The 26,701-nt window shown below is 45.4% G+C and carries 26 protein-coding genes and 1 tRNA gene; 11 read left to right on the forward strand and 16 right to left on the reverse strand.

Features of this window, described 5'->3' with window-relative positions:
• Nucleotides 1–77: 77 nt before the first annotated feature.
• Nucleotides 78–374 carry a GYD domain-containing protein gene (locus tag THERU_RS01295; RefSeq protein WP_245565831.1) on the forward strand — a complete coding sequence of 99 codons (297 nt, stop codon included), beginning with the start codon at nt 78–80 and terminating at the stop codon, nt 372–374.
• Here THERU_RS01295 and THERU_RS01300 read toward each other — a convergent pair.
• Nucleotides 365–1,174, reverse strand: coding sequence for a lipoate--protein ligase family protein (locus THERU_RS01300; RefSeq protein WP_025305479.1), 810 nt, complete (start codon nt 1,172–1,174; stop codon nt 365–367). The two genes, THERU_RS01295 and THERU_RS01300, sit on opposite strands and share 10 nt — an antisense overlap.
• A gap of 18 nt (nt 1,175–1,192) precedes the next feature.
• On the opposite strand from THERU_RS01300, the gene queF reads away from it, so the two are divergent.
• Nucleotides 1,193–1,570 carry a preQ(1) synthase gene (gene queF / locus THERU_RS01305; protein ID WP_038531977.1) on the forward strand — a complete coding sequence of 126 codons (378 nt, stop codon included), beginning with the start codon at nt 1,193–1,195 and terminating at the stop codon, nt 1,568–1,570.
• Here the strand turns inward: queF and THERU_RS08660 are convergent.
• The 5 genes from THERU_RS08660 to secD are packed head-to-tail and all read right to left on the reverse strand — an operon-like array spanning nt 1,542 to nt 6,937.
• Nucleotides 1,542–2,381, reverse strand: coding sequence for a transglutaminase-like domain-containing protein (locus tag THERU_RS08660; RefSeq protein ID WP_245565832.1), 840 nt, complete (start codon nt 2,379–2,381; stop codon nt 1,542–1,544). The genes queF and THERU_RS08660 overlap by 29 nt on opposite strands.
• A gap of 5 nt (nt 2,382–2,386) precedes the next feature.
• Nucleotides 2,387–3,469 carry a TgpA N-terminal domain-containing protein gene (locus tag THERU_RS08665; protein WP_245565833.1) on the reverse strand — a complete coding sequence of 361 codons (1,083 nt, stop codon included), beginning with the start codon at nt 3,467–3,469 and terminating at the stop codon, nt 2,387–2,389.
• A complete protein-coding gene (locus THERU_RS01315; RefSeq protein ID WP_025305481.1) occupies nt 3,438–4,556 on the reverse strand; it encodes an HD domain-containing protein in 1,119 nt (372 codons plus the stop codon). The genes THERU_RS08665 and THERU_RS01315 overlap by 32 nt, the downstream gene beginning before the upstream one ends.
• On the reverse strand, nt 4,549–5,406 hold the full coding sequence (locus tag THERU_RS01320) for a hypothetical protein (RefSeq protein WP_025305482.1): 858 nt from the start codon (nt 5,404–5,406) through the stop codon (nt 4,549–4,551). Before THERU_RS01320 ends, THERU_RS01315 begins: the two co-directional genes overlap by 8 nt.
• A gap of 46 nt (nt 5,407–5,452) precedes the next feature.
• Nucleotides 5,453–6,937: a protein translocase subunit SecD gene (gene secD / locus THERU_RS01325; RefSeq protein WP_025305483.1), complete on the reverse strand. Its 1,485-nt coding sequence runs from the start codon at nt 6,935–6,937 to the stop codon at nt 5,453–5,455.
• Between the two features lie 60 nt (nt 6,938–6,997).
• Here secD and THERU_RS01330 point away from each other — a divergent pair, with 60 nt between their 5' ends.
• Nucleotides 6,998–8,020 carry an OmpA family protein gene (locus THERU_RS01330; protein ID WP_025305484.1) on the forward strand — a complete coding sequence of 341 codons (1,023 nt, stop codon included), beginning with the start codon at nt 6,998–7,000 and terminating at the stop codon, nt 8,018–8,020.
• A 4-nt stretch (nt 8,021–8,024) separates the two neighbouring features.
• Here the strand turns inward: THERU_RS01330 and gltX are convergent, their stop codons facing one another.
• The 7 genes from gltX to guaB all read right to left on the reverse strand — a co-directional run bounded on the left by gltX (nt 8,025) and on the right by guaB (nt 15,007).
• Nucleotides 8,025–9,425, reverse strand: coding sequence for a glutamate--tRNA ligase (gene gltX / locus THERU_RS01335; protein WP_025305485.1), 1,401 nt, complete (start codon nt 9,423–9,425; stop codon nt 8,025–8,027).
• A gap of 3 nt (nt 9,426–9,428) precedes the next feature.
• A complete protein-coding gene (locus tag THERU_RS01340; protein WP_025305486.1) occupies nt 9,429–10,616 on the reverse strand; it encodes a cation:proton antiporter in 1,188 nt (395 codons plus the stop codon).
• A gap of 5 nt (nt 10,617–10,621) precedes the next feature.
• Nucleotides 10,622–11,065 (reverse strand): dUTP diphosphatase, encoded by a 444-nt coding sequence (gene dut / locus THERU_RS01345; RefSeq protein ID WP_025305487.1) that lies wholly within the window; start codon nt 11,063–11,065, stop codon nt 10,622–10,624.
• A 16-nt stretch (nt 11,066–11,081) separates the two neighbouring features.
• Nucleotides 11,082–11,153, reverse strand: a tRNA-Thr gene (locus THERU_RS01350).
• Nucleotides 11,144–13,222, reverse strand: a complete 2,079-nt coding sequence (locus THERU_RS08275; protein ID WP_025305488.1) for a polyribonucleotide nucleotidyltransferase — start codon at nt 13,220–13,222, stop codon at nt 11,144–11,146. Before THERU_RS08275 ends, THERU_RS01350 begins: the two co-directional genes overlap by 10 nt.
• On the reverse strand, nt 13,222–13,494 hold the full coding sequence (gene rpsO, locus THERU_RS01365) for a 30S ribosomal protein S15 (RefSeq protein ID WP_025305489.1): 273 nt from the start codon (nt 13,492–13,494) through the stop codon (nt 13,222–13,224). Before rpsO ends, THERU_RS08275 begins: the two co-directional genes overlap by 1 nt.
• A gap of 46 nt (nt 13,495–13,540) precedes the next feature.
• On the reverse strand, nt 13,541–15,007 hold the full coding sequence (guaB, locus tag THERU_RS01370; RefSeq protein ID WP_025305490.1) for an IMP dehydrogenase: 1,467 nt from the start codon (nt 15,005–15,007) through the stop codon (nt 13,541–13,543).
• Nucleotides 15,008–15,018: 11 nt separating this feature from the next.
• On the opposite strand from guaB, the gene THERU_RS01375 reads away from it, so the two are divergent.
• On the forward strand, nt 15,019–15,696 hold the full coding sequence (locus THERU_RS01375) for an SDR family NAD(P)-dependent oxidoreductase (RefSeq protein ID WP_025305491.1): 678 nt from the start codon (nt 15,019–15,021) through the stop codon (nt 15,694–15,696).
• Entirely contained in the window at nt 15,686–18,580 is a 2,895-nt protein-coding gene (locus THERU_RS08280; protein WP_025305492.1) for a bifunctional diguanylate cyclase/phosphodiesterase, read from the forward strand. Before THERU_RS01375 ends, THERU_RS08280 begins: the two co-directional genes overlap by 11 nt.
• Here the strand turns inward: THERU_RS08280 and THERU_RS01385 are convergent.
• Nucleotides 18,555–19,181 (reverse strand): TIGR01906 family membrane protein, encoded by a 627-nt coding sequence (locus THERU_RS01385; protein WP_025305493.1) that lies wholly within the window; start codon nt 19,179–19,181, stop codon nt 18,555–18,557. The genes THERU_RS08280 and THERU_RS01385 overlap by 26 nt on opposite strands.
• Entirely contained in the window at nt 19,181–20,146 is a 966-nt protein-coding gene (locus THERU_RS01390; RefSeq protein ID WP_025305494.1) for a cellulose biosynthesis cyclic di-GMP-binding regulatory protein BcsB, read from the reverse strand. Before THERU_RS01390 ends, THERU_RS01385 begins: the two co-directional genes overlap by 1 nt.
• A 62-nt stretch (nt 20,147–20,208) precedes the next feature.
• On the opposite strand from THERU_RS01390, the gene THERU_RS01395 reads away from it, so the two are divergent.
• From THERU_RS01395 to THERU_RS01410, 4 genes are all read left to right on the forward strand, one after another.
• The gene (locus THERU_RS01395; protein WP_025305495.1) at nt 20,209–20,649 is read left to right on the forward strand and encodes a hypothetical protein; all 441 of its coding nucleotides are present in this window, start codon (nt 20,209–20,211) and stop codon (nt 20,647–20,649) included.
• Between the two features lie 272 nt (nt 20,650–20,921).
• Nucleotides 20,922–21,272 carry a gamma-glutamylcyclotransferase family protein gene (locus THERU_RS01400; protein ID WP_025305496.1) on the forward strand — a complete coding sequence of 117 codons (351 nt, stop codon included), beginning with the start codon at nt 20,922–20,924 and terminating at the stop codon, nt 21,270–21,272.
• A gap of 12 nt (nt 21,273–21,284) precedes the next feature.
• Complete coding sequence (locus tag THERU_RS01405) at nt 21,285–22,088, forward strand: hypothetical protein (protein WP_025305497.1); 804 nt, start codon at nt 21,285–21,287, stop codon at nt 22,086–22,088.
• A gap of 14 nt (nt 22,089–22,102) precedes the next feature.
• Nucleotides 22,103–22,924: a hypothetical protein gene (locus THERU_RS01410; RefSeq protein ID WP_025305498.1), complete on the forward strand. Its 822-nt coding sequence runs from the start codon at nt 22,103–22,105 to the stop codon at nt 22,922–22,924.
• Between the two features lie 112 nt (nt 22,925–23,036).
• On the opposite strand, the gene THERU_RS01415 is transcribed toward THERU_RS01410, so the two are convergent.
• A complete protein-coding gene (locus THERU_RS01415) occupies nt 23,037–23,543 on the reverse strand; it encodes a DUF29 domain-containing protein (RefSeq protein WP_025305499.1) in 507 nt (168 codons plus the stop codon).
• 365 nt (nt 23,544–23,908) lie between these two features.
• Between THERU_RS01415 and dnaK the strand changes: the two genes are divergently transcribed.
• Nucleotides 23,909–25,777: a molecular chaperone DnaK gene (dnaK, locus tag THERU_RS01420; protein ID WP_025305500.1), complete on the forward strand. Its 1,869-nt coding sequence runs from the start codon at nt 23,909–23,911 to the stop codon at nt 25,775–25,777.
• Between the two features lie 24 nt (nt 25,778–25,801).
• The gene (locus THERU_RS01425; RefSeq protein ID WP_025305501.1) at nt 25,802–26,668 is read left to right on the forward strand and encodes an Hsp33 family molecular chaperone HslO; all 867 of its coding nucleotides are present in this window, start codon (nt 25,802–25,804) and stop codon (nt 26,666–26,668) included.
• Nucleotides 26,669–26,701: the final 33 nt, after the last annotated feature.

Genomic DNA, 26,701 nt, shown 5'->3' on the forward strand with positions numbered 1-26,701 from the left:
TTAAACGGATATTGTTTCATCAGCCTTTGGGTTTTATATTTATCCACAGGAGGGGAATAGATATGGGTATGTATGTAATGCTGACAAAGATATCCCCGTATGCAGTTAAAAATTTGGAAAAACTGAAGGAAATAGAACAGCATGCAAAAAGGCTAATTGAAGAGAACTGCCCCAGTGTTAGATGGATCATGAACCTTGTAGTTTTTGGTCCCTACGATTACCTTGACATATTTGAAGCTAAGGATGATGAAGAAGCGGCTAAGGTTGCAATGATAATAAGGTCGTTTGGTCATGCGACTACAGAAACATGGCCGGCTATATACTGGAAGGACTTCAAAGGCATAATAGAGAAAATCAAAATAGATTATTCCTGATCTTTCAGAACTTTTAAGCTTTCCCTCTCCAAAAATACCCCTTCTCTTATCTTTAAAAGTTTGTGGTTTCTGCCCGTGTCTTCAAAGAGGGTCTCCTCGCAGGTTAGCTCCTCCTTTAACTTGTCTGCCAATTCAAGAATCTCCTGTGACACCTCTCCCTCCCCTTCCAAGGGCAAAACTTTCCTAAAGGACTTCTCCAAAAGCCCTGCCACATCCCAAAAGTCCAGTAGTTTGCCTGTTTCCCTTTCCACCCAGCTTATGTTCTCATCCAAAAGGCTTTTTAAAAGCCCTTTGTCTGGAACCTTTAAAAGCTCCGCCATAAGCTGTGTGTCAAACCTTAAAAGAATGTTTCCCACAAACACAAAAGCTTTGCCTATATCTCCCGCTCCCTGTCCGCTGATCTTTCTTTTGGTGCCTTTGGTGATTATATCGTTTATAGGTCTGTATTCCACCTCTATGCCTAGTTGTCTGTAAGTTTCCATCACCGGTTGGGAGAACTTTTTGTAAGCATCTTCCACCTTGAAGGGTGCAAGGCTTTTGGGAACCACCAACTGATAAAAAACCTGCCCTCTTGACAAAAGCACAGTCCCACCGCCCACCTCTCTTCTTATGATGGGAATGTTTAGGGCTTTAGCCCTCTCCAAATCTACCACCTGTTGCAAATTATCAAAGTAGCCCAAGCTTAGGTAAGTATCATCGGGCTCTACAAGTATTAAGCCGTAAAGTCCAGCACGGGCAAAGGCATGAAAGAGGGTGGTTGAACGTAAGTTTCCCACTCTGCCAAGCTTATAAACCTTCACGGGCTATATTTTATTAGTATGGAAAAAAAATACGGTGAGTTAGCAATTGAACAGGCACAGTTGGAAGTTTGGGAGAATCCCTCCAAGGAGAGGGACTATCTTATAGAGATCACGTTTCCGGAGTTTTCTTGCCTTTGCCCCCGCTCTGGCTACCCAGATTACGCCACCATAAAGATAAGGTATATTCCAGACCAGTATATAGTGGAGCTGAGGTCCCTAAAGCTCTGGCTAAACAAGTTCAGAAACAGGTATATATCCCACGAGCAGGCTACCAACGAGATCTACCAAGCCCTCTATGAAACCCTAAAGCCCAAGTTTTTGGAGGTGATAGGAGATTTCAACCCAAGGGGAAATGTACATACTGTGATCAAGGTGAGGAGCGACGGGAACTATTGAGTGTATCCTTTAGGATCTTTAAAACTCTGTAGCCTTCCATAACCTCATCGGGATAAACCCTGTAGTTGGAGTATTTGTACCTTTGGTATAGCCTTACTATGTATTCTACGTACCTGTACTGTTCTTTGCCTTTGAACTTCTCTAAGAGCCTTTCGGGGCTATCTTTGGAGTTTAATGTTTCTTGTAGTCTTCTGAAGAGGTTCTCTGGGTCCTTCTTTAACCTTCTGTAGAGGTAAAAGGGTAAATAAAGCAGGACTAAGGCTAAGGCGGTTAGGAGTATATACTTTAACACTACCGCAAGGTTTTCCTTCTTGACGCTCCACCTGAGGCCTTTGCCAAAGGCTTTAAAAAGGCTTATCTGCTTTTCGGCGGAAAAGCCCACCACATTGCTATACCAGAAGGAAACTATGCTGTCCATTATCAAAGAGAGGGTTGATATGCGTTTAAGGGCTGGGGACTGGTAGGGAGGGGTGGTATCCACCCTTACCCACTTTCCGTTAATGTACGCCTCCACCCACACGTGAGCCATAGAGTTGGTGATAATGTAGTAGTTTCCGTAGTTGTTCCAAATGGCTCCCTTAAAGCCTCCCACCACCCGCGCGGGCACACCCATAAGCCTAAGCAGTAGGGCAGTGGCACTGGCGTAGTATTCACAGTTTCCCTTCTTGGAAACCAGCAAAAAGTATTCAAGGGGGTCTCCTTCAAACTTTTCCAACTTAAGGGAGTAGGTGTATCCCTTGGAAAAGTGCTCAATTACCCTTTTTAGCTTTTCTTCGTCAGTTTTTGCGTTGCGGGATAGCTCCTGTGCCAAGTTCCTTAGCCCTTTGGCACATCCTTTGGCACTTCAAGATAGGACCCAAGGTCCTCATCCCAGTTTGGGGGCTCAAAGACAGAACTGGCGGTGTATCGGATGGGTCTGTTTATTGAAGTGGAAGCCCTAAAAACGCCACCGGGCGCAACAAAAACCTGAGCTTTTATACCTTCCAAAGTGCTCAAGCTGTAGGGGTAATCCAAGGCGGGTAGGTAGTCATCGTAATGGGGCTCCAAAACTACTGTGTATTGCACATCCCCTGTCCCTTTTGGCAGGGGTTGGCTTCCCTTCAAGTTAATAACCCAACGCCCCTTTTGATAGGTGTCAAAGACCTGAATCCTCCAGTAGGGATCCTTGAGCCCCTGACTTAGTCCATAGACCCTAAAGGCTAAGGTATTGTCCTGTTGGATTTCTCCCACCTTTCCCAAAGAAACTTCCCTTGCTATGCCCGTCTTTAGACCTTCGCCCCTGCCAAAAAGGTCCAAAATGGGAAACTGGCTCCTGGGAAGTCCCACGAAAAAAGGAACGGCAAACAAAAAGACAGAGATAAACAAAGCTAAAGAGACCTTGAAGTAGTGGAAGAATACCTCCGCCCTCTGGTAATCCCTCTGGCTTTGTCTGTAAGAGTTTATAAACACGAGGGAGGTAATGGAAAGAAAGCTAAAGACCAGCAAAAAAAGCAGAAAGCTCAGAGATAGGTTGTGGAGGGTAGCCAAAGATATGCAGAGCAAACTGAGAAGCAAAATCTGGTACATATCCCTTGGCTTTTTCTCCTCAAGGAACTTTATGCCAAGTAGGATGAGAAGTAGGTTTGAAAGAGGTCCCACAAGATTTTCAAGGCTAAGCTGAGAGCCAAAGTAGAGGACCATCACCACGCCAAAGATGTTTAGAAACAGCCGTCTGATGGGATAGGTCTGTTTGTAATCCATGAAAAGACCCGCAAATAGGAAGGAGAGGCATACCAAAAGGTAAGGAACTTCTGCCATACCCACCAAAGACAATACGCCAACGATAGCCGATAGATAAACCCATATTAGGGTAGAGGCCCTTGAGCTTTCAATCAGTCTTTTTAAGGTACTGGAGCGCATGCTCTTTTAACCTTGGCTCTATGTATATTCTGTATATCCGTATCTTGGGAAGGTTTCGCATAATCTGAGATACTTCCCTGAGTTCCTTTAACTCTGCGTCGTAGCTTATATAGGACTCCTCCTCTATAAGGTTCTTCTCTGCTATGTCAAACCTCAGGTCCTTTTCATCAAACCTTTCCAAAAGATAACTTTTAACCTGTTCAAACTCTTTTGGGTCCTCGCCCTTATAAATTTCTCTGAAGTGTTCCCTCAAGAAGAGCCTTCTAACTAAAGGATTTTCCTTTTCTTTGAGGGCAAGGGCAATAAAGTGTGCATCTGTAAGCTTATGAAACTCTTCCTTGGAAAAGAGCCCCCTCTCTATGTAGCTGTTTATAAGCTCCAGAAGGTGGATGTTGAGTATGCGTACCACCTTGTGGAAATAAACCTGCACGTACATAAAGAACCTACCCAAGAAAAAGCTCTCCAAAGCCCTCAGGGCGCTTTTGTTGACGCATTTTTTGCCGTCTCGTCTTTCTAAGTGGTTCAAAATTCTGCGGTAATCAAAAAACCCATAAGAAGTTCCACAAAAGTATGCATCCCTTCTTAGGTAATCCATCCTATCTGCCCCAAGCTCCCCCGTTATTATGTGGGAAAGGGACCTCTCCTCCTCGTCCTTTGGTTCTTTAAAGGCAAGGCGTGCTAAAAGTTCCACATCCTCCTGAGAAAAGCCAAGGCTTTTTAACTCCTCTCCTATCTCTCCGAGGACAAGCTCCTTTCCTATGTGTTCGTGGCTTTTGTCCCCCAAAAGAACTTCAGTGGTATGAGAAAAGGGTGGATGTCCCACATCGTGCAAAAGCCCCGCCAAGCGTACGATCTCAAAGAGCCTCTGATCTTTGTAGCCAAGGCTCATATACATCTCCCCCGCCAAGTTCATAACCCCAAGGGAGTGTTCAAAGCGAGTATGCTGGGCGGAGGGAAAAACCATGTGTGCAACTCCCAACTGCTTTACATACCTTAGCCTCTGAAAGACAAAGCTATCAATTATCTTTAGCTCTTTTGGATAGAGCCTTATGAACTGATAGATCGGATCGGAGATGTCCTTAAACATTCAATCTCGGGCGTTCCCTTAAACACTCTTCTTTTAGGGTTATGTTCCAAGGTCCCTTGTGCACTAAGCGTCTGTAAAGCCTTGTTATAGTGTCCTTTAGGTATCTCCAAAAACCTTTTCCCTTTGTTTGCTTTACAAACTCCACCTTGACCTTTTCCACCTTTTTTCCCTTTTGACACCTTCTCCAGTTGTTCTCCAAACTCTTCCTGAGCTTTTCCACATCAACGCCATAATACACATTGGGAAGATTCTTTGCCAGCTCTAAGGCTTCCCACCAGCATTTGGCACAATCTTGGATGGTTGTTCCTTTAACCGCCTTTTCAAGAACCTCAAAGAAGACCGCATCCTTTTTGAACCTTTCTTTCTGCAACTCCGAGTAGTGCATGTACTCCTCATAAAGCTCTTCGTTGAAGATATAAACACCCAGATGGATGGCATCTTGAGGGTTCCATAGCTTACTGTAGCTAAGCTTGTGGGCTATACTCCAATACTTAACTACCCTGTTTGAAAACCCGTAAAAATCCTCTAAATATTGCTCATACAGACTCACAAAGAACAGGTTATCTTCCTGCAGCTTGTAAATATCCTTCCCAACGTACACATTCCCGTATATGTCAGTGATCTTAAGGAGGTTTAGCTCCACCAGAATATCCTTCCATTGGCTCCTACTTGCCCTGAAGCTTCTGTAAGCACAACCCAAGAACTGATCCAAGCCAATTGAAAAATTCCCCTCCTTCTTTACAAGCTGGATGTAGCAAAGTAAGTAAAGCAGTAGTTCCCTTTTGCTTTGGTCCTCCAAAACTTCCAAAAACAGGCTCTCAAGTCTGTCCCTTTCTCTTAACTCCAGCACAGAGTTAATTTTAATCCCTTACAGCTAACTTGCCACCATCATATTTTTATATTCTGAAAGCCTTTAGTTTGTGTAGGACTTCAAGAAGAAACTTGGCAAAATACACGTTTGACACAAAAGAGGCTATTGTTCCGAGGGTTAAGGTGGTGGCAAAACCCTTTACCGGACCACTGCCAAACTGAAAGAGTATTAGCGCTGCAACCAAGAGTGTTATGTGAGTATCAAAGACTGCACTCAAAGTTCTCCTGTAGCCAAGCTCTATTGCCTTTCTTATGCTGTTCCCAAGCCTCAGCTCTTCCTTTACCCTCTCAAAGATCAGCACGTTGGAATCTACCGCTATTCCCATGTTCAGTATTATCCCCGCAATGCCGGGTAATGTTAAAGTGGCACCCAAAAGAACCATGCCAGCCCATAGCATAAGGGCGTTGAGGATTATAGAAAGGTTGGCGGTTATGCCCGCAGTTTTGTATCTGAACAAAAGCAAAAGGGCTAAGAGTACAAAGCCCAAGACACCGGCCTTTATCCCCTGCTCTATAGCGTCCCTACCAAGGCTTGGTCCTATAACACTCTCCTGCAAGAAATCAACCTTTGTGGGAAGAGCACCAGCTCTAAGCACAATGGCAAGCTCCTTAGCTTCATCCAAGGTAAATTGCCCAGTTATCTGCCCAGTGCTGGTTATTCTGCTTCTTATAACCGGTGCGGAAATTACCTTTTTATCCAACACTATGGCAAGGGCTCTGCCTATGTTTTTCTCGGTAGCTTCTCCAAACTTCTTTGCCCCTTCGTCTGTTAGCTCAAAGCTAACCGCAGGTCTTCCAAACTCATCCTGAGAGGTGTAGGCGGTCTTTAGGTCCGCCCCCGTTATAACCGCTGTCTTTTCCACCAAAAACCACTGGGTGTTGTCCCTTGAAGGAAGTAGCTCCAGATCTGGTGTTAGTTTTTTTTCAAGGTCTTCCCTGCTGCCCGCATCAACTACAAGCTTTAGCTCCAAGAGGGCGGTTTTTCCTATAACAGATTTGGCCCTCTCCAAATCCAAAATACCCGGTAGTTCCACCAGAACCCTATCCTGCCCCACCTTGGTAATGACTGGTTGAACCACTCCCAGTTCATCTATTCTTTTCCTCAACACTTCAATGGTTTGGCTTATAGTTCCCTCCCTTAGGGCAGATATCTCCTGCTCTTTTAAAGCAAGCAAGACATAACCTTTGCCCCTTTCCCTTATCTCAAGACGTGGGAAGTTCTTTTGGATCACCTGCTCTATTTTAGCGTCCTCCAAAAGCTCTACCTTTATACCCTCTTTGCTTGCCAGAACATCAAGCACGGGAACTCTCTCCTCCCTCAGTTTATCGTATAAATCTTTACTCAGCCTTTGATATTCCTGTTCCAAGGCGTAAGAAAGGTCCGGTTGGAGCAGTATAGACACACCACCCCTTAGGTCCAGCCCAAGATTTACAGGTTTGTAAAAGACAATTCCCACGCAGGCTACCCACAGCAACAAAAAGGCGAAAAGATTTGCGTAAAAGTTTTTCATGAGCGAGTAATATTTTAATAGGTGGATTTATAATAGCTACTTAAAATAAGGAGGAGAAAGATGAAAAATATTACGATCTTAAAGGTTCTGACTGTGGCAATAATGTTTAGTGCCTCTGCACAGCAAATGGATTTTAGAGTATCTGAAGGTATTGCAGAATCCCAAAGGTTGATAGAAGTAGCTTATAAGGCGGGAGGAAGGGAAAAGTCTCCGTACCACTTTGAGAAGGCGAGGGCTTACAGGGACCTTTCTGTTCTCTTTGCCAGCGAAATGGAGGAAGTTAGTTCAAAGATCTTTGCCATAAAGAGCATGAACTCTGCCTCTAAGTCTATAGAAGGTTCGGCGGAGTTAGACAAACTTTCGGAACCTGAGCTACCCCCTAATAGAGGAAAGCCTACTATAGACCTAAAAGCCATCTACGCTAACTTGCAAAAAATAAGGGAAGAAAAGGCTTTCAGTTGTGCACCCAAAGAGTTGGCTAACGCAGAAGCCTACTATGAAGGTTTAATCCATGAGCTTTCAAAAGAAAGACCTAAGGCATCTCTTGTGCAGTCTTTGTATGATAGTTTTCTCTCCAACTATTTGCTTGCCAAAGAGAAGGTGGATATAGCTAAGAGGGAGTCCCTGGTTTGTTATACGGGTAAAGTAGAACTTCCCGTCGCCCAAGCAGAACCTATGGAGCCCGTCGTCCAAAAGCCAATAGAACCGCAGGAACCTGCAAAAGTGGAAGAACCCCTTATGGTGCGCGCCAGAATACACTTTGACTTTAATAAGGCAGACATAAAGAAAGAATACATACCACTGCTCAAAGAGGTGGCAAAGGTGCTAAAGGAAAATCCCAACATAAACCTAAGGATTGAAGGCTACACGGATGATATAGGCACCAAGGCCTACAACCAAAAGCTTGCACTGAGGAGGGCTATGGCGGTTAAAAACTTTTTGGTAAAGGAGGGTATAAAACCTGAGAGGATACAGATAGTGGGTTTTGGAAAGGAAAGATACATCGCAGAGAACACTACGCCCATAGGTAGGCTAACCAACAGGAGGGCAGAGTTTATAGTTATCCAGGTGCCCACGCAATGAGGAACTACTGAAAGCTCTTCAGTGCCCTCTCTACCCTTTTTATAAACCTATCCTTCGGCAAAACATCGCATAGAACATCCACTCCAACACCCTCCAGCTCTCCCGTTAGGGCTGCCCTCAGTGTGTGCCAAAAATCCTTGGGCTTTATTCCAAGCTCCTTCTGGGCCATCTTGGCGATCTCTTTGATCTTCTGTCCGCTCAGTTCCTCTCCCTCTAACTTTAAAAGCACATACTCCAGAACTTGCATGGCGGTTTGATTTTCTAAAATTCCCTTTGCTTGCTCTGAATATTCCACATCATCCACAAAGAAGGGCTTTAGTCTATCCACTGCTTCTGAGAGGGTTTCAAAGGCATCCCTAGCCCTCTGCAGAACCTTTAAAAGGTAATCCTTGTCAAAGGAATATCCCGCCCTCTCAAGGAAAGGAGTGAGCTCCTTTGCAAGCTCCTCAAGACTCAGAACTTCTCTTATATACACTCCGTTCATCCACCTAAGCTTTTGGGCGTCAAAAACAGCAGGAGAGTCGTTAACATCCTTTAGGTCAAAGAGCTTAATCAGTTCCTCCTTTGAGTAGACCTCCCTTCCTTCCTCTGGCGGAGACCATCCCAAAAGGCAAAGGTAGTTGAACATAGCCTGTGGCAAAAAGCCCTCCTCTCGGTAGTTTTTTACGGAGACTGCACCGTGCCTTTTGGAGAGCTTGCTTCTGTCTGGTCCAAGAATTACAGGCAGGTGGGCAAACTTGGGAACCTCAAAGCCCAAAGCTCGGTATATGAGTATTTGCTTAGGTGTGTTTGGAATGTGGTCTTCCCCCCTTATCACATGGCTAACACCCATCAGGGCATCATCCACCACCACCACAAAGTTATAGACCGGGCTTCCGTCGCTCCGGACGATCACAAAGTCTCCAAAGTCATCCACGCTTATGGATATAGGTCCCTTTATAAGGTCCTCAAAGGTTATCACCTCTCCCTCCGGAACTTTGAACCTTATAGTGTAGGGTATTCCTTTGTCTTTAACATCTTCAAGGTTCATATGCCTACATTTGCCCGAGTATCTGTAGGGAATGCCTTTTTCCTCTGCCTTTTTCCTTTCTTCTTCTAGCTCCTCCGGTGTGCATACGCAAGGATAAGCCCATCCGGACTCTATTAGCCTTTGGGCGTACTCTTTGTATATATCAAACCTTTCGGACTGTCTGTAAAACTCGTCCCACTCTATGCCAAGCCACTCTAAGTCCCTAAGGAGCATCTCCTCAAACTCTTTGGATGACCTTTCCCTGTCCGTGTCCTCTATGCGTAGGATGAACTTTCCTCCGTGATGCCTCGCAAAGAGGTAGCTGAAGATGGCGGTCCTTGCGTTGCCAAGGTGTAAATAACCCGTAGGGCTTGGTGCGAACCTACTAACCACCATAGCTCAATTTCTGGCTAATATTTTAAGGGCTATTGGAGACATCAAAGTAGTTATTGCTACCACAAAGATCACCACCGCATAAAGGGTATCGTCGTAAACCTTTGCCTGCCTTCCAAACTCCGCAAAGATGAGACCCACCTCACCCCGTGGTAGCATAGAAAAACCGATCAAGAGCTTTTCTCTGAGTGGTACTCTAACAAAAAATCCTGAGATTACTTTTCCTACCACTGCAACGAGTGTTATAAGCAACGCCAAGGTCCAAAACTTGGCAGAGGTGAAGTCAATGGCTTTTAAATTCAATTGCAGTCCCACATAGACAAAGAATACAGGTGTTAGCACCCAAACTAAAGGCAGTATAGAATGTTCTATCTTTTCCGCCATCCTCTCGTCGGTCTTCAAAAACAGGGCAAAGGGAATGGCAAAACGCCTTGAGAGGGCAAGACCTGCGGTGAAGGCACCGAGTATTTCGGGAGAGCCCACCTCGTGGGCTAAAAAGGCAAAGAAGAGGACCATTGAGAGCACTGCCGGAGGCACAAAGTCCATAGTGCCCAGCTTTTTTGAAAGAAGCTGTATAACCCTCGCCAAAATCTGTGCCAGTATGGGAGAAAAGATAAAAAAGGAGCCTATGTAAAGAACAAGCAGCAGCAGAGCATCCACATGTACTTGCCCCTCCTTGGCAAGCTCGTAGAGTCCAGCCAATACGATCACACCAAAGATGTCGTCAAGGACCGCCGCACCCAAAACTATTTGGGCAAACCTTTCCTTCATCTTTCCCAAGTCTTCCAGGACTCCCACCGTTATCCCTATGCTCGTAGCGGTCAAGGTTCCTCCTAAGAAGAGGGAGGTTAAAAGGGGAAGGTTCAAGAGATAATAGCCTACCAAAAAGCCAAGGAGCATTGGTGCAAAGGCACCCACAAAGGCAACAATAACGGCTTTTATGCCCACCTTTTTTAGCTGATGTATGTCCGCCTCCAAACCCACCTGAAAGAGCAATAGGATCACTCCAAGCTCCGCGAGGACCTTTATGATCTCGTTTACCTCTATTAACCCGAGGGCACTCTTGCCAAGCAAAACACCCACCAGTATCTCACCAAGCACCGCAGGAAGACCAAACTTTGCAAAGGCATCTCCCACTATTCGGGCGCTGAAAAGGATTATGGCAAGGTAAAGAAAGACATAGTGCATTTCCATGTTACCTACCTCCCTGTAGAACCAAAGCCGTTGGGACCTCTAAGGCTCTCTGTAAGCTCCTCAACCTCTTCCCACTGCACCCTGACCACAGGGGCAACTACCAACTGGGCGATACGGTCTCCCCTGCGAACAACGAAATCTTCGTTGCCCAAGTTTATGAGAATAACCTTTATTTCTCCCCTGTAGTCGCTGTCTATGGTACCCGGAGCGTTTAGGATGGTTATACCGTGCTTTATGGCAAGCCCACTTCTGGGACGTACTTGGGCTTCGTAACCTTCGGGCAGTTCTATGGCTATGCCTGTGGGAAGGAGCCTTCTTTCAAAGGGCTTTAGTACCACCTCTTCATAGCCTGCGTATAAAAGGTCCATACCTACAGAGCCCGGCGTTGCATAAAACGGCAGTTCTAAGCCTTCCGCGTGCGGAAACCTTTTTATTTTTACCCTGAGCATTTTTTCTCCTTTCTCAAGCCGGCGGTGGGATTTGAACCCACGACCTAGGCATTACGAGTGCCTCGCTCTACCGCTGAGCTACGCCGGCTGGTCTATACCGATCGTTGTCAAATTTGGTCTTCCTCTTTCATCTATGTCAAGCACTTTTACCTTTATGGTATCCCCTACCTTGAACCTAGCCCTAACATCCTTAACCCTTTCCGCCATCTTAGAAACATGGAGCATTCCCGTTTTTCCCTCCATAATCTCCACAAAGACACCGTAGGGTTCTACCCGGACTATCTTTCCTTCATATACCTTGCCTATCTCCACATCTTCCAACAACTTCATTATGATGGCTTTTACCTTTTCTATGGCTTCTCGGTCCATGCTGGTAAGAGAGGTCCTTCCTCCCTCGTGGACCCAAACGGAAACACCCAGCTTTTCCCTCCACTCCCTGACATTTTTCCCACCGGGACCAATGACTGTTAAAGCCTTGTCTTCTGGTATGGTTATGATCTCTATCTTTGGTGCGTACGGAGATACTTCCTTCCTTGGCTCCGGCATTGCGGAGTACATCTTTTCTAAGATGTAGAGCCTTCCCTCCCTTGCCTGCATGAGGGCGGACCTCATAATCTCTCTAGTTAGACCTTTTATTTTGATGTCCATCTGCACGCTGGTTATACCATCCCTCGTGCCCGCCACCTTAAAGTCCATGTCTCCCAGCTGGTCCTCATCTCCCAAGATGTCCGAGAGGATTACGTAGCGTTCCCCTTCCATTATTAGCCCCATGGCTATGCCCCCCACATGCTTTTTCATGGGAACGCCCGCATCAAAGAGCGCCAAAGAACCCGCACAGACAGTAGCCATTGAAGTGGAACCGTTGGATTCCAGTATGTTAGAAACCACCCTTATTATGTAAGGAAACTCCTCCTGAGGGGGTATCAGAGGTTCCAAAGCCCTCTCTGCCAGAGCACCGTGTCCTATCTCCCTCCTACGGGGAGGTCCCCAGGGCTTTGCCTCTCCAGCGGAAAAGGGTGGGAAATTATAGTGAAGCATGAACCTTTTGAAGGTCTCTCCTTCGTATATGGTCTCCACCAACTGGGCTTCCTCAGGAGCACCCAGTGTAACAGTAGCAAAGGCTTGGGTTTGACCCCTTGTGAATATAGCACTGCCATGGGGTCTTTCAAAGGGATGAACCTCTATGGTGATGGGTCTTATGTCTTTGGGACCTCTGCCATCGATCCTTTTGCCTTCTGTTAGGACCATTTCCCTCATGAGCTTGCTGATGAGCTTTTTGTATTGGTAGCCCACCTTAAAGGCAAGCTCTTGGGGAACCTGATTGTTGGCTATGAACTCTTCCAAAATCTTTGCCTGTAGGCTCTTTCTTTCCCTTTTGTCTTGAATTTTCAGGGATTCCTTGATCCTCTCTGTGCATTGCTCCTCTAAAAGCTTTTGCCATTCTGCGGGGAGCTCAAGCCCCTCAAACTGCACCTTTGGAACGCCTACTCTCTGTCTGAGTTCCTCCTGAGCCCTCAAAAGCTCCAAGGCAGAGGACTGTCCAAAGTAGAGGGCGTCCATAAAGGTCTCCTCATCCACCTCCTTGGCACCACCCTCCACCATCACAATGGCAGACTCAGAACAAGCCATAATAATATCCAGGTCTGCCCTCTGTCTTTCTTCGTAAGTGGGATTTACCACAAACTTGCCGTCCACCCTGCAAACTCTTAGCCCCACAATGGGACCATCAAAGGGAATACGAGAAATATGCAGTGCAGCGCTGGCACCTGTTATAGCCAGTACATCGGGGTCATACTTGTCATCTGCGGAAAGGGTGAGGGCTGTGATCACCACTTCATAAGGAAAGCCCTCAGGCAGTAGTGGCCTTATGGGACGGTCTATAACCCGAGAGACCAAGATCTCCCTTTCGGTGGGCTTGCCCTCCCTCTTTATAAAACCTCCGGGAATTTTACCCCAGGCGGAGGATTGCTCCCGGTAATCTACCGTAAGGGGGACAAAGTCAATGTTCTGAATGGGGTTCTCGGACATAACCGCCGTTACCAAAACCGCTGTATCCCCCTGCCGGACTACTACCGCTCCGTCCGATAGCTTGGCGTAATGACCCGTTTCTATAATTATTGGGTCTTTGTCTCCAAGCTTAACCTCTATCCTCTCCATCACTTAACCTTTAGACCGAGCTTTTTGACCACCTCCAAATACCTTTGGTAGTCCTTTTCTCTAAGATACTCCAGATGCTTCCTTCTTGCATGGATCATAGCAATGAGTCCTCTCCTTGAGTGTATGTCCTTTTTGTGTTTTTTGAGGTGCTCCGTTAGCCTGTTGATTTTCTCAGTAAGTATGGCTATCTGCACCTCCGGAGAGCCCGTATCCTTTTCGTGCCTCCTGTACTCTTGTATGATCCTTTCTTTAACTTCCTTTGGAAGAGCCATACTAATTACCTCCTTTTGAATAACCTGTGAGTAGTATATTATACCATCAATCTACCCAATAGTTTGGCGCTTCTTTGGTAATTATCACGTCGTGCACGTGGGATTCTTTGTATCCTGCCCAAGTGATACGTACCAGCTTTGCTTTTTGCCTTAGTTCTTGTAGGTTTCTTGCACCCAAATAGCCCATGCCGGACCTCAAACCTCCCACCAGTTGGAAGATCACATCCGAGAGCCTCCCTCTGTATGGAACCCTTCCCTCTATACCCTCTGGCACGAACTTTTCCATCTTTTCCTGTCCGTATCTGTCCGCAGACATCCTACTCATCATAGCCCCCAAGGAGCCCATGCCTCTGTAAGCTTTGTATGCCCTGCCCTGATAGTATATGACCTCACCCGGGGCCTCTTCCGTGCCCGCAAGCAATCCCCCAAGCATTACCGCACTGGCACCTACCGCCAGGGCTTTGACAATATCTCCCGAATACCTTATGCCACCGTCTGCGATGATGGGAATTCCATATTTTTCTGCCACTTTGTAAGCAAGCATTATGGCAGTGACCTGTGGAACGCCCACACCCGCAACGATCCTGGTGGTGCATATGGAACCGGGTCCCACTCCCACCTTGACTGCATCCGCGCCCGCCTTTATGAGGTCTTCAACAGCCTCTCCCGTTGCCACATTGCCTGCGATCACATCCACCTGTGGATATTCAGACTTTATCATCTCCACCGTTTGTAGAACCCTCTTTGAATGCCCGTGGGCGGTATCCACCACGATCACATCCACACCCGCAGAGACCAAGGCGGAAACTCGGTCCTTTGTATCTGTCCCCGTGCCAACTGCAGCACCGACCCGGAGCCTTCCGAACTCATCCTTGCATGCGTTTGGGTATCTTTGCCTCTTTACTATGTCCTTTAGCGTTATGAGTCCCACCAGTCTTCCCTCTTTATCCACGATGGGAAGCTTTTCTATTTTGTGTCTGTGTAAAATCTCCGTTGCCTCCTCCAAGGTGATCCTCTCCTTTGCCACTATGAGGTTCTCTTTTGTCATAAACTCAGAGACGGGTTTGTGGTAATCGGTGGGTTTTATGAACCTGAGGTCCCTGTTGGTAAGTATGCCCACCAGTTTGTTGCCATCGGAGACTACGGGCACTCCAGAGATCCTGTATCTTTCCATTATCTCCAAGGCTGTCTTTACGGTGGTGTCCGGAGTTACGGTGATGGGGTTCATGATCATACCGCTCTCGGACTTTTTGACCTTTTCCACCTCTTTTGCCTGCTCCTCTATGCCCATGTTTCGGTGAATAATGCCTATTCCTCCTTCCCTCGCCAAAGCTATTGCCATCCTTGATTCCGTAACTGTATCCATCGCAGCGGAGATTATGGGTATGTTTAGCTTTATCCTTTTGGTTAGCCAGGTGGAAACATCTACCTCGTGGGGCAGAACTTCTGAATATTGGGGCACCAAAAGAACATCATCAAAGGTTAGACCTTCAAAGATTTCTATCTCTCCCATATACTAATTATATGCCAAACCTTGTCATAACCGGAGGGACGAGGGGAATTGGCAGGGCGGTGGTGGAGCTCTTTTTAAAGGAAGGGTGGAACGTTTGCACCTGTGGAAGAACAGAGGAGGGAGTAAAAAGACTTAAAGAAGAACTAAAAGGGCCGAAAAATTTATACGTGAAAGTCTGCGATGTGGGAGATAAAAATTCTGCCAAAGCCTTTGTGGAATTTTGTAAGGAAAAGCTCGGAGAATTTGACCTTTTGATCAACAACGCCAGCATACTGGGGGAGAGATTGCCCATAGAAGAATATCCCGAGGAGGTCTGGGAGGAGGTCATAAGGGTCAATCTAAACGGCGTCTTTTACATCACCAAGTATGCCCTGCCCTATATGAAAAGTGGGGGAGTGATAATAAACCTATCCTCTGGGGCGGGCAAAAGACCCGCACCCTACTGGGGTGCATACGCAGTTTCAAAGTTCGGAGTGGAGGGCTTTTCTCTGCTCCTGGCGGAGGAGCTAAAGCCAAAGGGAATAAAGGTGTATGCCTTTAACCCCGGTGCCACCAGAACCCAAATGAGGGCAAAGGCTTATCCACAGGAGGACCCACTCACCCTAAAGCCACCAGAAAAGGTGGCCGAGTTCATAATGAGGCTCATAAAGGACAGACCGGAAAAGGTGAGCGTAGATTATGAGCTATAAAGGGAAACTTTTATTAGCCTTTGGGCTCTTATCCGCCCTGTTTGTCCTCCTCATACACGACACTGTGGTCCCAAGCCCATCTACCTTTTCCTACCTTATTGCCATAACCCGTATTCCTACCTTCTTTCTGTTTGCGGGCACTGTACTTGCTCCCCTTTTGGTGGGTCGGCTCATCATTAAAAGCAAGTTTTACTATACCGCCCTGTTCCTCGTTCCTTCTCTCATCCCTCAAGCCTTTCATATTCTTTCTTTTTCCTTCTTTCCTGACTTCATAACACCCAACCATAGGGATAAGGTTTCTTGGCTACACATCACCTTTGTAGCATACGCATTGCTCGGCATAACCCTTGGAATGCTTCATGAAAACGGTAGGTTTCCCTACCTTAAGTTCTTTGCTTTGCTACTTTCATCTCTGGCAATTTCCTTCTTTATAGTGCTTTATTATCCTTTGCTTCCCAAAACCTACATAGAGGGAGTGGGTTCAACCACCATTTCCGATGTGCTCTGGGCTGGGCTTGCCCTCTGGGGCTTCTTGCTTGCTTACTTTATAGTAAAGAAAAAGGCATACGGTGATAGGGTTGGCGTATATTTAGCCTTGGGTTTGTTCTTTTACAGCATTGGCTCCGCCCTTCCCATTTTTTACACCCACTTTAGGGACATAATTTGGATAGCGGTTTCCTTTTATAGAGCTCTGGCTTATTTGCTCATTGCCTATGGCGTTGTTAAGGTAGAGATTGTAGATGTTGGTAAGAAAATTGCTATACATTCAAGGGCTTTTTTGAGCTCTCTTGCAAAGGCTGTACCCAAGTGGGAGGGTGGTGTGCTAAAGGTTGCATTGGGTAAGGTCTTTGAAAAGAGTTTTATAGATAGCTTATGCATATACGATCTCAGCACAAAGGAGCTAAAGGCTTACTTTTATGGGCTAAAAGAAAGGGAGGAAGACCTAAAACCACCTAAAGATTGGAACAGGATCTTAGAAGAAGGAATGGGTATTTTAGAAGATGGTAGGTACTTTCATGTTAGAGAGGGGTATTTGATACTCGGTAGATCTTCTGCGGATTTAGAGAACCCTCTAATAAACATCCACACAAGAAACATAGAAAACCTTCTCTTTTTGTATTTCCTACAGCATAAGAACTTTAAAGAAAAGTCAAGGGAAATTCAAAGGCTATACACCATGCTTGAGACCTCCGAATACGTCGTTCAGGCATACAACAACATAGACACCTTTTCAAAGCAAGTGTTGGATAGGTTGGACCATGTTTTGCCTGTGGACGGTAGTCTCTTTTATATGTCCGACCGAAACGCAGAAAGCATAGAAAGGCTCACCCTCTCTTCTCTGTTTATAAAAAACTTTACAGAAGAGGATGCAAAGTTGCTCCTTGCGGAGGTTCAAGCAAACCCAAATACCTTGGGGACGAAAGATAACTTTTGCTTTGCCAAGTTTGAGCATGGTCAGTATCAGGCGGGAGTGGTGGGCGTCAGGTTGAATGAACCCTTTGGTAAGGATGATCTTGTTTTCTTCAAAACCGTTTCCAATCAACTGTTTCATATAGTAAGGTTGATGAAGGTTATAGAGGACCTGGAAAGTGCCCAACTAAGCGTTAAGTTTCTCTCCGAGTATGACCCACTTACCATGCTGTATAACAGAAGAACCTTTGAAAGGTATGTTAGAGATAACATAGAAAAAAGCTTAAAGACTGGTTCTATGTTCTCCATAGTCCTCATAGACATAGACGACTTCAAGCTTATAAACGATGTATATGGACATCAAACCGCGGACATGGTTCTAAAGGAGCTCAGCGAGAGGTTAAAAAGGAGCCTTAGGAGAATGGATATCCCAGCAAGATTTGGAGGGGACGAGTTTGTGGTTCTCCTGCCAGACCTTCCAAGGGATACCGCACGGGCGGTAGCAAAAAGACTTATAAACATACTTTCTTCAAAGCCTGTAAAAATAGAGGATAAAGAAATTCCTATAAGTGTAAGTGTGGTTATAGTATCCTATCCCCAGGACGGCACCAGCGAAGAGGAGCTCATAACCTACGCAGAATACTTAATGTGGGAGGCAAAAAAGAAAGGTAAGGGCATAATCCTAAGTTCGGAAGAATCTACTCATAAATTCTCTGTGGTAAAGGAATTGGAAAGGTCCATCATGGAAAGCTTGGAGAAATCCTCCGTTGTGCCCTTTTATCAGGAGATCATAGACCTGAAGGATATGTCCCTCTTTGGATTTGAGGTGCTTATGAGGATAAGGTTTAACGGTAGATTTTTGAGTGCGGGGGAATTTGTAAATGTGGCGGAGAGGATAGGTGCCATGCAAAAGCTTGACCTTTTACTTATAGAAAAGGTTTTTGAAAACTATAAACTTTTTGAAAACAAATTTCCTCTTTTCATTTTCATTAACATGGTGCCGGAGAACGCCACGGAAGAGTTTGCGGAAAAAGTCAGAGCCCTCGCGGATAAGTATTCTGTTCCTACTACCAATATTATCTTTGAGATCACAGAAAGGAAAGCCATTGAGGATATTATGCGGGTTGTAAGCTTTGTTAGAGAGTTGAAGGATGATGGCTTTCGCTTTGCCATAGACGACTTTGGCTCGGGCTATTCCTCCTTTTACTATCTCAAATACTTACCCGTGGACTTTTTAAAGATTGAGGGAGAATTTATAAAAACCCTTCCAAATTCACCTACAGACAGGGTTTTTATTGAGGGAATCGTAAACGTAGCAAAAAAGATGGGAATTAAAACCATTGCAGAGTTTGTAGAAGATGAAGAGGTCTTTGAAGTGGTTAAAGATTTAGGCATAGACTACGCACAGGGTTATTACCTTGGAAAGCCGGAACCTTTGGAGGAAAAGCTCAAGAAGTACGTCTCCAAAGAATAAACCCGAGGGCTTGGAAGAGGGAATTTAAAATAAGGGCAAATACACCCACCCAAAGGGTGGCGTTATACCAGAACTTCATAGGATATACCCTAAGCAACATATCTTCGTCAAAAAAACGCCAAGAGTATGGGTCAAAAAAGAAGTTGTGAAAAGCTTCAAAAAGTAGGTCGTAGTTTAAAAGGGAAAAGATAATAACAAAGATTACCAAAATCTCCGTAAGGGTTGCACCAAGAAGGAGCGTAAGACCCATTTTCCTTTTGTCCTTTAGGCTAAAAAAGAGAATTAGCCAGATGGGACCTCCAAGGTAGAGAACTTTAAAGACCACTGAAAGAAGCCCCTTCACGTCCTGCATATGCTTTATTTCCTTTTCCCTAAAAAGTCCAGAATTGATAAACTCCTGCATTCCCTCATCGGATAGGACAGACCTTAGCCCCAGCTTGGCAATGCTTAACCTTTCTTCGTAGCTCATGCCCCACCGGTCCGGTGGCAGGTCTCCAAATCTGTAATTCAACTCCACAAAAAACTCTGTAAAGGCAAGCCTAACACACAAAAAAACAAGAAGGAAGGGAAAGAAAAGGGAGAGGAGGATGACCCTTTTCACTAATACCCTCTAATTTGCGTCTGTCCAGCGTGGCAAGCTATACAGGACTTTTGACCTCCAACCACTTGAACCAGACCAAAGCTTTCTGCGATCCTCTGATGCTTTGCGTGGATCTCTTCCACTGGTTTGAACTTTCTTACCTGAGGTATGCCTATACCCTGATGGCATTGGTAGCAGGTTAGCATTGCGTCCTTCCAAAGGGCAACCGCCTTCTCTTTGTCTCTCTCTTCCAAAGCCTTTGGCAGTTCTTGGTATAGAATGGCGTTCCTCTTTTTAACCACTGCCTTTATATCATCGGGCCATTGGGCTACCATAGGTCCAGCCAAAGCCATGTTTTTACCACAGGCGGAAAGTCCCAGAGGGTTCCTAACAAGCCTTAGGGCAGCGTCAAACTCACCCTTTTCTATGTGTCCCCTCAATGCCACAAAGGAGAAGAAGGTTCTGTAGGCACCCGCCTTGAAGTTTAACCTAACGTCCGCAAGGTATTTGGCAGACTGTATAGTTTGTTCCTTGTTGGCTCCACCCACCACCAAAATCTTTTTTCCATCCTTTTCCACCATCTTTATGGTGGGCTTTTCAAAGGTCAGTCCCAGCTCCTTTACCACATCGTTGTTGGTGCCAACCACTATGATGTTTTTCCACTGAAGATTTTTTAGTTGGGCGTCGCTTACCAGTAGTGGTGGTATTTTGGACTGTTTTACCTCTTCTGCACCAAAGCCAATGTCTTCTACCCACTGTCCCAAGTAAAAGGCAATCTTGCCCGCTTGGGCTACAACCTCTGGGTCCTCTTTTGAACCGTAAACGACTAACACATTAGGAATGGCTACATCCTTCAACATAGCTGGAGTGCCACTCCAAACTTCCCCGTAGGTAACGTATGGAAATAACCTATCCGCAAAATTAGGCTCTATAACGGGCTGAGCTAAGGCCACACCAAAGGGCAAAAGCAAAAGGCTTTTTCTCATGGCTTAACCTCCCAGTTAATATTTTACCAATAGGGTTAAAATATAAACAAGGAGGGGTAAGTATGTCCCATGTTATCTACGCTGGGTACGGCTCTAATCTACCTAAGGAAAGATTCCTGGCTTATATTAAGGGCGGTACTTTTATGGGGATACATTACGAAGGCTGTAGAGACAAAACGGAACCTGAATCTATTGGATGGATGTGGGTTCCATATAGGGTTTACTTTGCAAAAAGTTCTGGAAGGTGGAATAATCAGGGAGTAGCCTTCTTATCCTGTGAGAAAGAAACTGACTCAGAGTATCATGCAGTAGTCAGGCTTTGGAAAATAAAGGAAAGCCAGCTTGAAGATTTGCAAAGACAAGAGGGAAAAGGGTGGTATGGTGAAATAATCACACTGGGGGAAAAGGACGGATTGAAGATACTTACCTTCACTGGATGCTGGTATGATGAAAAAAAAACACACCCTCCCAGCTCTATTTGGATGTTCTTAAAAAAGGACTAAAAGAAACAACAGGTTGGACAGATGAAGAGATTGACAAATACTGGGAGAAGTTTTTGAAGTAGAACTAGGCTGTGAGGCTGTTTTATAAATTCCCTATTGGAACAATCCTTCAGCCTATAACCCTTGTGTAGGCTGTCAGAAACTGCTGAGAATGTGGGTTATATATAGTGTATGATGGTAGTTAGGATAAGAAGCAAAAGTGTGAGCCTTCCTAACAAGGGAGGGCTTTCTCTGAGGGGTCTTTGGGCCCCTTATTGCGGGGAGGTAGGCTAATGGCTTACCTCTTCGTCTATGGCACCCTCAAAAGGGGTGGATCAAGGCACAGCCTCTTAAAGGGCTATCCTTTCTTAGGGCGTGCCTTGGCAAGGGGCTTTGCCCTTTATGACCTCGGCGCCTACCCTGGGATGGTTCCCGGAGATGGAGTAGTACGTGGAGAGGTCTATGAAGTCCCAGAAAGGCTCCTTAGGGAGCTTGACTGGGTGGAAGGGGCTCCTTTCCTCTTCAGGAGGGAGCTTATTGAGGTGGTCCTTGAGGACCACACTCCTTTGCGTGCCCACGCCTATCTGTATAACAGAGAGGTGGAGGGTGCGGCTTTGGTGCCTTCCGGTGAATGGAAGGTATAAGAGGAGGTCCCCATGGGAGCAAGTGCAGAACCCTTTGACCTAAGGCATGGAAAAATAAAATTAGTTTTTGAACCGTACCCACAAATTACTAAAAGCCTTTACACACTACCTATTAGGTTCCCACGGGAATGGAGACAAAAGCTATATGTGGAAACAACTACGCCCTACTACACAAAAGAGGAACTCCAAGATGTAGATGAAAATGGAGAACCTAAGGCAAAGGTTCTACCTTTCACTGGCGGTCCGTTTGTTCATCCAAGAGATATGTGGGAATTGGTAAAAAGCCTGAGAGAGTTCATGAACGGAGAGAGGGACAAGGTCTATATATCCCTTGTGAATAACATAGATAGGGACCCAATGTGTGAAATTAGCTCATCGCCTAACGGAGAGAAAGCTTTGGTATATCTGAGAGTGCAAGGCAAAACCAACTCCGGCACGATAAAGAGAGGGAGAATAGGCTTTGACCCGCAGGAGCTTAACTCCTTTTTGAGGTATTTAACCCTTCACGCCCAAATGGAAATGGCGATAATAAAGGAAAGGCAGGTAGCCGTTTTCAGGAGATGGACGGAGGAGTTCTTTAGCTACGACGTCGCTCCCATGAAGGGTATAATTACACCCCAGATGAGGGCTAATGTCCTAAAAATGCTGTATGAGTATCTACAGGGCAATAGGGATCTAAAGCCTGTTGATTTCAAAGACAAGCTAATATTCAAGGTAGATAAGACTTCGGGTAATCTCCTGATTATTACCACCCTTAGACCTCCGGTAGAACTTACCTTAGAGGAGGTAAAAGAGCTTTATATATTCCTAAGCTGAGGGGAGGTGGTAAGATGTCCAAGAAGGTCAAAAAGGTTATGGTTATTGACTCCCAGTGGTATCTGGGAGCGGATCAAACTCATCTTATAATGCAACTACGGAAAACTTTTCCAGAGGCACCTATATACTTCGCGGTCAATACTAAGGCAGACTACTGGCAAAAGGTGGGAGAAAAGCTTCGTAGTTTGTGGGAGCGTTATGGTGTTCAGTTAGAAGAGACGGAAAAGATTGAAATGGACATGATAGATAAGCTGGCAAGCAAACATGAAGCAGAAAAAGTTGTTATCGGATCAAATGACAGTATTCTACTAACCACTCTAGCAGAGCATTCGATGTTAAAGCCTATCTATCTTAGAATAACCTATAAGAGAAATAGGTATGAATGGCTTAAACCCCATCCTGTCTTTGAAGGGTTGCGGGAAATTGGCTACACTGTGATTGATATAAGGGTTGCCAATAGAGTAGAGGGTAGCCTCGCAAGGATATTGGGCTTAAGCTTTAATGCAGTTTTGAAACTTTGGGATGAAAAGGAAAGGTTTGAAGAGAGCGTTCAGATCGCAAGGGAAAAAGTGCTTCCCAAAATTAACGTAGAGCTTACTTTAGAGGATTTCAAGGCCCTGTGTTTCAAAGAAGGAGTAGCTCACCCCTTTGAATCTGCATACTTTCTGGCTTATTATGGAGACATTAAATTAAGAAATGATCATGGCAATGTTCTTCTCCTAAGAAATGTGAATACCTCTGAGGAAGTAAAAAATCAAGAAGAGCCACCAAAAGGCATACTTTCCAGAATGTTCCAGCCCTTCCTCAGGTTTTTCTCTAAACCAGAAAAGGAGTGAATATTGCTTGCCCCCACTGGGGCTTTTGTTTCAATATTTTTAAGTTCTTTTAAAAAAATCTCTCGTCAGGACGCCCTCCAATCTTTAAACTCTTATTGAGGAAGTTGAGGAATTAAACCCAAGACTCGTATTCCATCACCTGCTCAAAGGTATAAGGGCATTCCTTAGGGAAATCTTTTTCCGTAGGAAGTCTGCCAAAGTATTTTTTAGCAAGGTCGTAGTTTTGAGGCTCTTTGAACCAGTTAATCAACCTGTAAACTGCCAACTCCCATGCAGTTTGTATATTTTCCCTTTCTTGGGCTTTTGCCTTTACGGACGGGTGTCTTTTAAAGATAACCGCAAGTTCATTCCTTGCATTGTATATGCTTTTTATCCAGCTGTGTCCTACATATTCTCTGTATCTGAAGTTTTCCCACTTGTAAAGGTGTTCCAAGATTATCGCCATAAAGCTAACCGCACTGTCCAGATACCTCTGCCCCATATCCTCCATCTCCTCCAACAGGTTCTCCCAATCTACGAGGTCATATTCTTTGTTTTTGAGAAGTCTGAGATTTTCCTGCACCCACAGATAAAAGTCCTTTTCATAAAGTTCTTTTAGGTTTTGGATTTTTTGCTCCATGGGTTTAAATATATGTCCAAATTTGCTTAAGGTTTATTCCAAAGTAAATTAGGTTTTATGCCCTACCCTGCTCTGATGTTTCCGTGGCTTTATGGAGGCTTTTTATAGAAGTGGGTTAAAAAGGACTAACTAAGTAGCTTATTCTTGCTTTACGACGAGGCTGTTCCCAGAATTTTCTCATCGGGGCACCTCTCCAGCGGACAGAGGTACCAGTCTAGCCAAGCTTAAACCTTAAGCTAACAGATATCAAACATAACCTTAAAACTTCTGTGTGTTGATGGGTTTGTGTTTTTAGAAAAGCTCACATAAAAAACTTGACAAAACTGGACTAAAGTTTTAAACTGTAAAGATAAGGAGGTGTAACGATGGCGGAGAAGGTTATAGGTATTGACTTGGGAACTACCAACTCGGTTGTTGCTGTTATGATAGGCGATGAGCCTGTGGTTATACAAAATCAGGAGGGTTCAAGGCTTACCCCCTCCGTAGTATCTTGGACAAAGGAGAAGGAAATATTGGTGGGTGAGCCTGCCAAAAGGCGTGCTATTTTGGACCCTGAGAACACCGTTTATGAATCAAAGAGGTTCATAGGAAGAAAGTATGAAGAGGTTATAGAAGAAGCAAAGAGAGTCTCTTACAGAGTTGTCCCGGATGAAAAGGGAGATGCAAGCTTTGAGATCCCCAACCTTGGAAGAAAGGTACGCCCGGAGGAGGTGGGTGCTCTGGTTCTCAAAAAGCTAAAGGAAGCTGCAGAAGCCTACTTGGGAGAGAAGATTACCAAGGCGGTTATAACGGTGCCCGCCTACTTTAACGAAAGGCAAAGACAGGCTACCAAGGATGCGGGTAAGATTGCAGGGCTTGAGGTTCTCAGAATACTCAACGAACCCACTGCTGCAGCTCTCGCCTACGGGCTCGACAAGAAAAGCGATGTAAGAATACTGGTCTATGACTTTGGTGGTGGTACCTTTGACGTGTCCATCCTTGAGGGTGGAGATGGTGTTATAGAGGTAAAGGCAACCGCAGGAGATACCCATTTGGGTGGTGCCAACATAGACGAGAGGATAATGGAATGGCTCATAGAAGAGTTTAAGAAAGAAACTGGCATAGACCTAAGAAAGGACAAAACTGCCCTACAAAGGCTAAAAGACGCCTCTGAGCAAGCCAAAAAGGAACTCTCCTTTAAGCTTGAAACGGAGATCAACCTACCCTTTATTACAATAGACCCATCTACCAATCAACCCTTGCACCTACAGAAAAAGCTGACCAGAGCAAGGCTTGAGGAGATGATCAAGGACCTGGTAGATAGGACTATGGAGATCGTAGAGAAGGCTTTGAAGGATGCCAAGCTCAGACCCGAAGACATAGATGATGTAGTACTTGTGGGTGGTTCTACCCGTATTCCTCTGGTCCAGCAAAGAATAAGAGAATTCTTTGGAAAGGAACCTCACAAGGGCGTGCACCCTGACGAGGTGGTTGCGGTAGGTGCTGCCATACAGGCAGGCATACTCTCTGGTCAGGTAAAAGAAATACTTCTCGTGGACGTAACACCCCTCTCCTTGGGAGTGGAAACCTACGGTGGAGTTATGACCGTTCTGATCCCAAGAAACACACCCATTCCTTACAAAAAGTGCGAGATATTCACAACCGCTGCAGACTATCAAACAGAGGTGGAAATCCACGTCCTACAAGGCGAAAGGCCATTGGCAAAGGACAACAAGTCTTTGGGTAAGTTCTACCTGACGGGCATACCACCCGCACCAAGAGGAGTACCAAAGATAGAGGTTTGCTTTGACATAGACGTGGATGGTATACTGCATGTGACCGCCAGAGACCTTGGAACTGGTAAGGAGCAGTCCATAAGGATTCAACCCTCTTCTGGACTCACCCAGGAGGACATAGAAAGAATCATCAAAGAAGCCCAAATGCACGAGGAGGAAGACAGGAAAAAGAAAGAGCTCATTGAAGCCAAGAACCAACTGGACATGCACCTTTACAACTTGGAAAAGGTCCTCAGGGAAAACAGGGACAAACTGCCTTCAGACCTTGTTTCAGAAGCGGAAAGGGTTATCCAAGAGGGCAAAAAGGTCTTTGCAGAATCTCAGGACATCGATGAGGTAAGAAGAACCACAGAGAGAGTGCTCGAAGTTGCTGGAAAGGTGGGTGGATACATATATCAGTCTGCGGAAAAGAAAGAAGGCGGTGATGGTGGTGATGTGATAGAGGGCAAGACTCTATAATAAAGGGGCTTATATTCATTCCTTATGCTGTATAGGGATTTAGACCAGCAAACGAAGGAGGACCTGAGAAACTACTTTGAAGAGAGAGATTATGCGGTTATAGCGGTTCCCAAGGAGGAACCCATAAGGGTCTATGTTATAAAAGCAGACAGGGTAGTAGAAACTGCCAGGAGGGTCCATCAGTTGGACCCCGGCTCCACCATTTTACTTGGTGAATGGCTCCTGTCCGCTTTAATTCTCTCCTCCCTCCTAAAACATGGAAGCCCTCAAAAGGTGCTTTTGAAGTTAAGCACTCCAGAGTATTCCCTGGTGGCAGAGGCAGACGGTATGGGTAGGGTAAGGGGCTTTATTGGCAAAGGAGATCCAGAGGGGGAGGAAACCATAACCGTAGTTAAAGAACTTCGTATGGGTACTCCATACACCAGCATAATCCCGGTGGTTAGCAAGAGCATAAGGGAAAACCTTCTGTATTACTTTGAACAGTCTGAACAGATAAAAACCGCCTTAGACTTAGGCGTTGTTTTAAAAGAAGACGGGAGTGTTAAGCACGCGGGCGCTTACATGATCCAAACTATGGGTGGCACAAGTCCAAAAGTTGAAGAGTTGCTTCTGAAAAGGGTCAGAGAACTGCCTCCCTATTCTCAAATCCTTTCCTTGGGGAAGAGACCTGAGGAGTTTCTGGAAGAGCTCATCGGGGATATGAAGCCCAGGATTGTGGGTCTGAAGGAGATTGAGTATTATTGCCCCTGCAACGAAGAGATTGCCAAGGCGAGCCTTAGCCTTCTGAGCATGGAGGAAATAGAAGAAATACTCGCGGAGGGTCCAGCAGAAGTGGTCTGCAACTTCTGTGGAAGAGTATATCGCTTTGATAGAGAATCTCTGTCTATGTAGATAGCTTGGTGGATTTTTTGCAAATCTGAAATT

Origin of the sequence: Thermocrinis ruber (genome assembly GCF_000512735.1) — a bacterium.
In the GTDB taxonomy this organism is placed as follows: domain Bacteria; phylum Aquificota; class Aquificia; order Aquificales; family Aquificaceae; genus Thermocrinis; species Thermocrinis ruber.

Excerpts from the sequence above, each read along its gene's own strand:
- THERU_RS08665 (WP_245565833.1), bottom strand. The coding sequence starts at position 3,469 with ATGCGCTCCAGTACCTTAAAAAGACTGATTGAAAGCTCAAGGGCCTCT.
- THERU_RS01395 (WP_025305495.1), top strand. The coding sequence starts at position 20,209 with ATGTCCCATGTTATCTACGCTGGGTACGGCTCTAATCTACCTAAGGAA.
- THERU_RS08275 (WP_025305488.1), bottom strand. The coding sequence starts at position 13,222 with ATGGAGAGGATAGAGGTTAAGCTTGGAGACAAAGACCCAATAATTATA.
- THERU_RS01340 (WP_025305486.1), bottom strand. The coding sequence starts at position 10,616 with ATGGAAATGCACTATGTCTTTCTTTACCTTGCCATAATCCTTTTCAGC.
- THERU_RS01410 (WP_025305498.1), top strand. The coding sequence starts at position 22,103 with ATGTCCAAGAAGGTCAAAAAGGTTATGGTTATTGACTCCCAGTGGTAT.
- THERU_RS01405 (WP_025305497.1), top strand. The coding sequence starts at position 21,285 with ATGGGAGCAAGTGCAGAACCCTTTGACCTAAGGCATGGAAAAATAAAA.
- secD (WP_025305483.1), bottom strand. The coding sequence starts at position 6,937 with ATGAAAAACTTTTACGCAAATCTTTTCGCCTTTTTGTTGCTGTGGGTA.
- THERU_RS01390 (WP_025305494.1), bottom strand. The coding sequence starts at position 20,146 with ATGAGAAAAAGCCTTTTGCTTTTGCCCTTTGGTGTGGCCTTAGCTCAG.
- THERU_RS01415 (WP_025305499.1), bottom strand. The coding sequence starts at position 23,543 with ATGGAGCAAAAAATCCAAAACCTAAAAGAACTTTATGAAAAGGACTTT.
- dnaK (WP_025305500.1), top strand. The coding sequence starts at position 23,909 with ATGGCGGAGAAGGTTATAGGTATTGACTTGGGAACTACCAACTCGGTT.
- gltX (WP_025305485.1), bottom strand. The coding sequence starts at position 9,425 with ATGGTGGTTAGTAGGTTCGCACCAAGCCCTACGGGTTATTTACACCTT.
- dut (WP_025305487.1), bottom strand. The coding sequence starts at position 11,065 with ATGCTCAGGGTAAAAATAAAAAGGTTTCCGCACGCGGAAGGCTTAGAA.
- queF (WP_038531977.1), top strand. The coding sequence starts at position 1,193 with ATGGAAAAAAAATACGGTGAGTTAGCAATTGAACAGGCACAGTTGGAA.
- THERU_RS01400 (WP_025305496.1), top strand. The coding sequence starts at position 20,922 with ATGGCTTACCTCTTCGTCTATGGCACCCTCAAAAGGGGTGGATCAAGG.
- rpsO (WP_025305489.1), bottom strand. The coding sequence starts at position 13,494 with ATGGCTCTTCCAAAGGAAGTTAAAGAAAGGATCATACAAGAGTACAGG.
- THERU_RS01425 (WP_025305501.1), top strand. The coding sequence starts at position 25,802 with ATGCTGTATAGGGATTTAGACCAGCAAACGAAGGAGGACCTGAGAAAC.
- THERU_RS01375 (WP_025305491.1), top strand. The coding sequence starts at position 15,019 with ATGCCAAACCTTGTCATAACCGGAGGGACGAGGGGAATTGGCAGGGCG.
- guaB (WP_025305490.1), bottom strand. The coding sequence starts at position 15,007 with ATGGGAGAGATAGAAATCTTTGAAGGTCTAACCTTTGATGATGTTCTT.
- THERU_RS01315 (WP_025305481.1), bottom strand. The coding sequence starts at position 4,556 with ATGTTTAAGGACATCTCCGATCCGATCTATCAGTTCATAAGGCTCTAT.
- THERU_RS01330 (WP_025305484.1), top strand. The coding sequence starts at position 6,998 with ATGAAAAATATTACGATCTTAAAGGTTCTGACTGTGGCAATAATGTTT.
- THERU_RS08280 (WP_025305492.1), top strand. The coding sequence starts at position 15,686 with ATGAGCTATAAAGGGAAACTTTTATTAGCCTTTGGGCTCTTATCCGCC.
- THERU_RS01295 (WP_245565831.1), top strand. The coding sequence starts at position 78 with ATGCTGACAAAGATATCCCCGTATGCAGTTAAAAATTTGGAAAAACTG.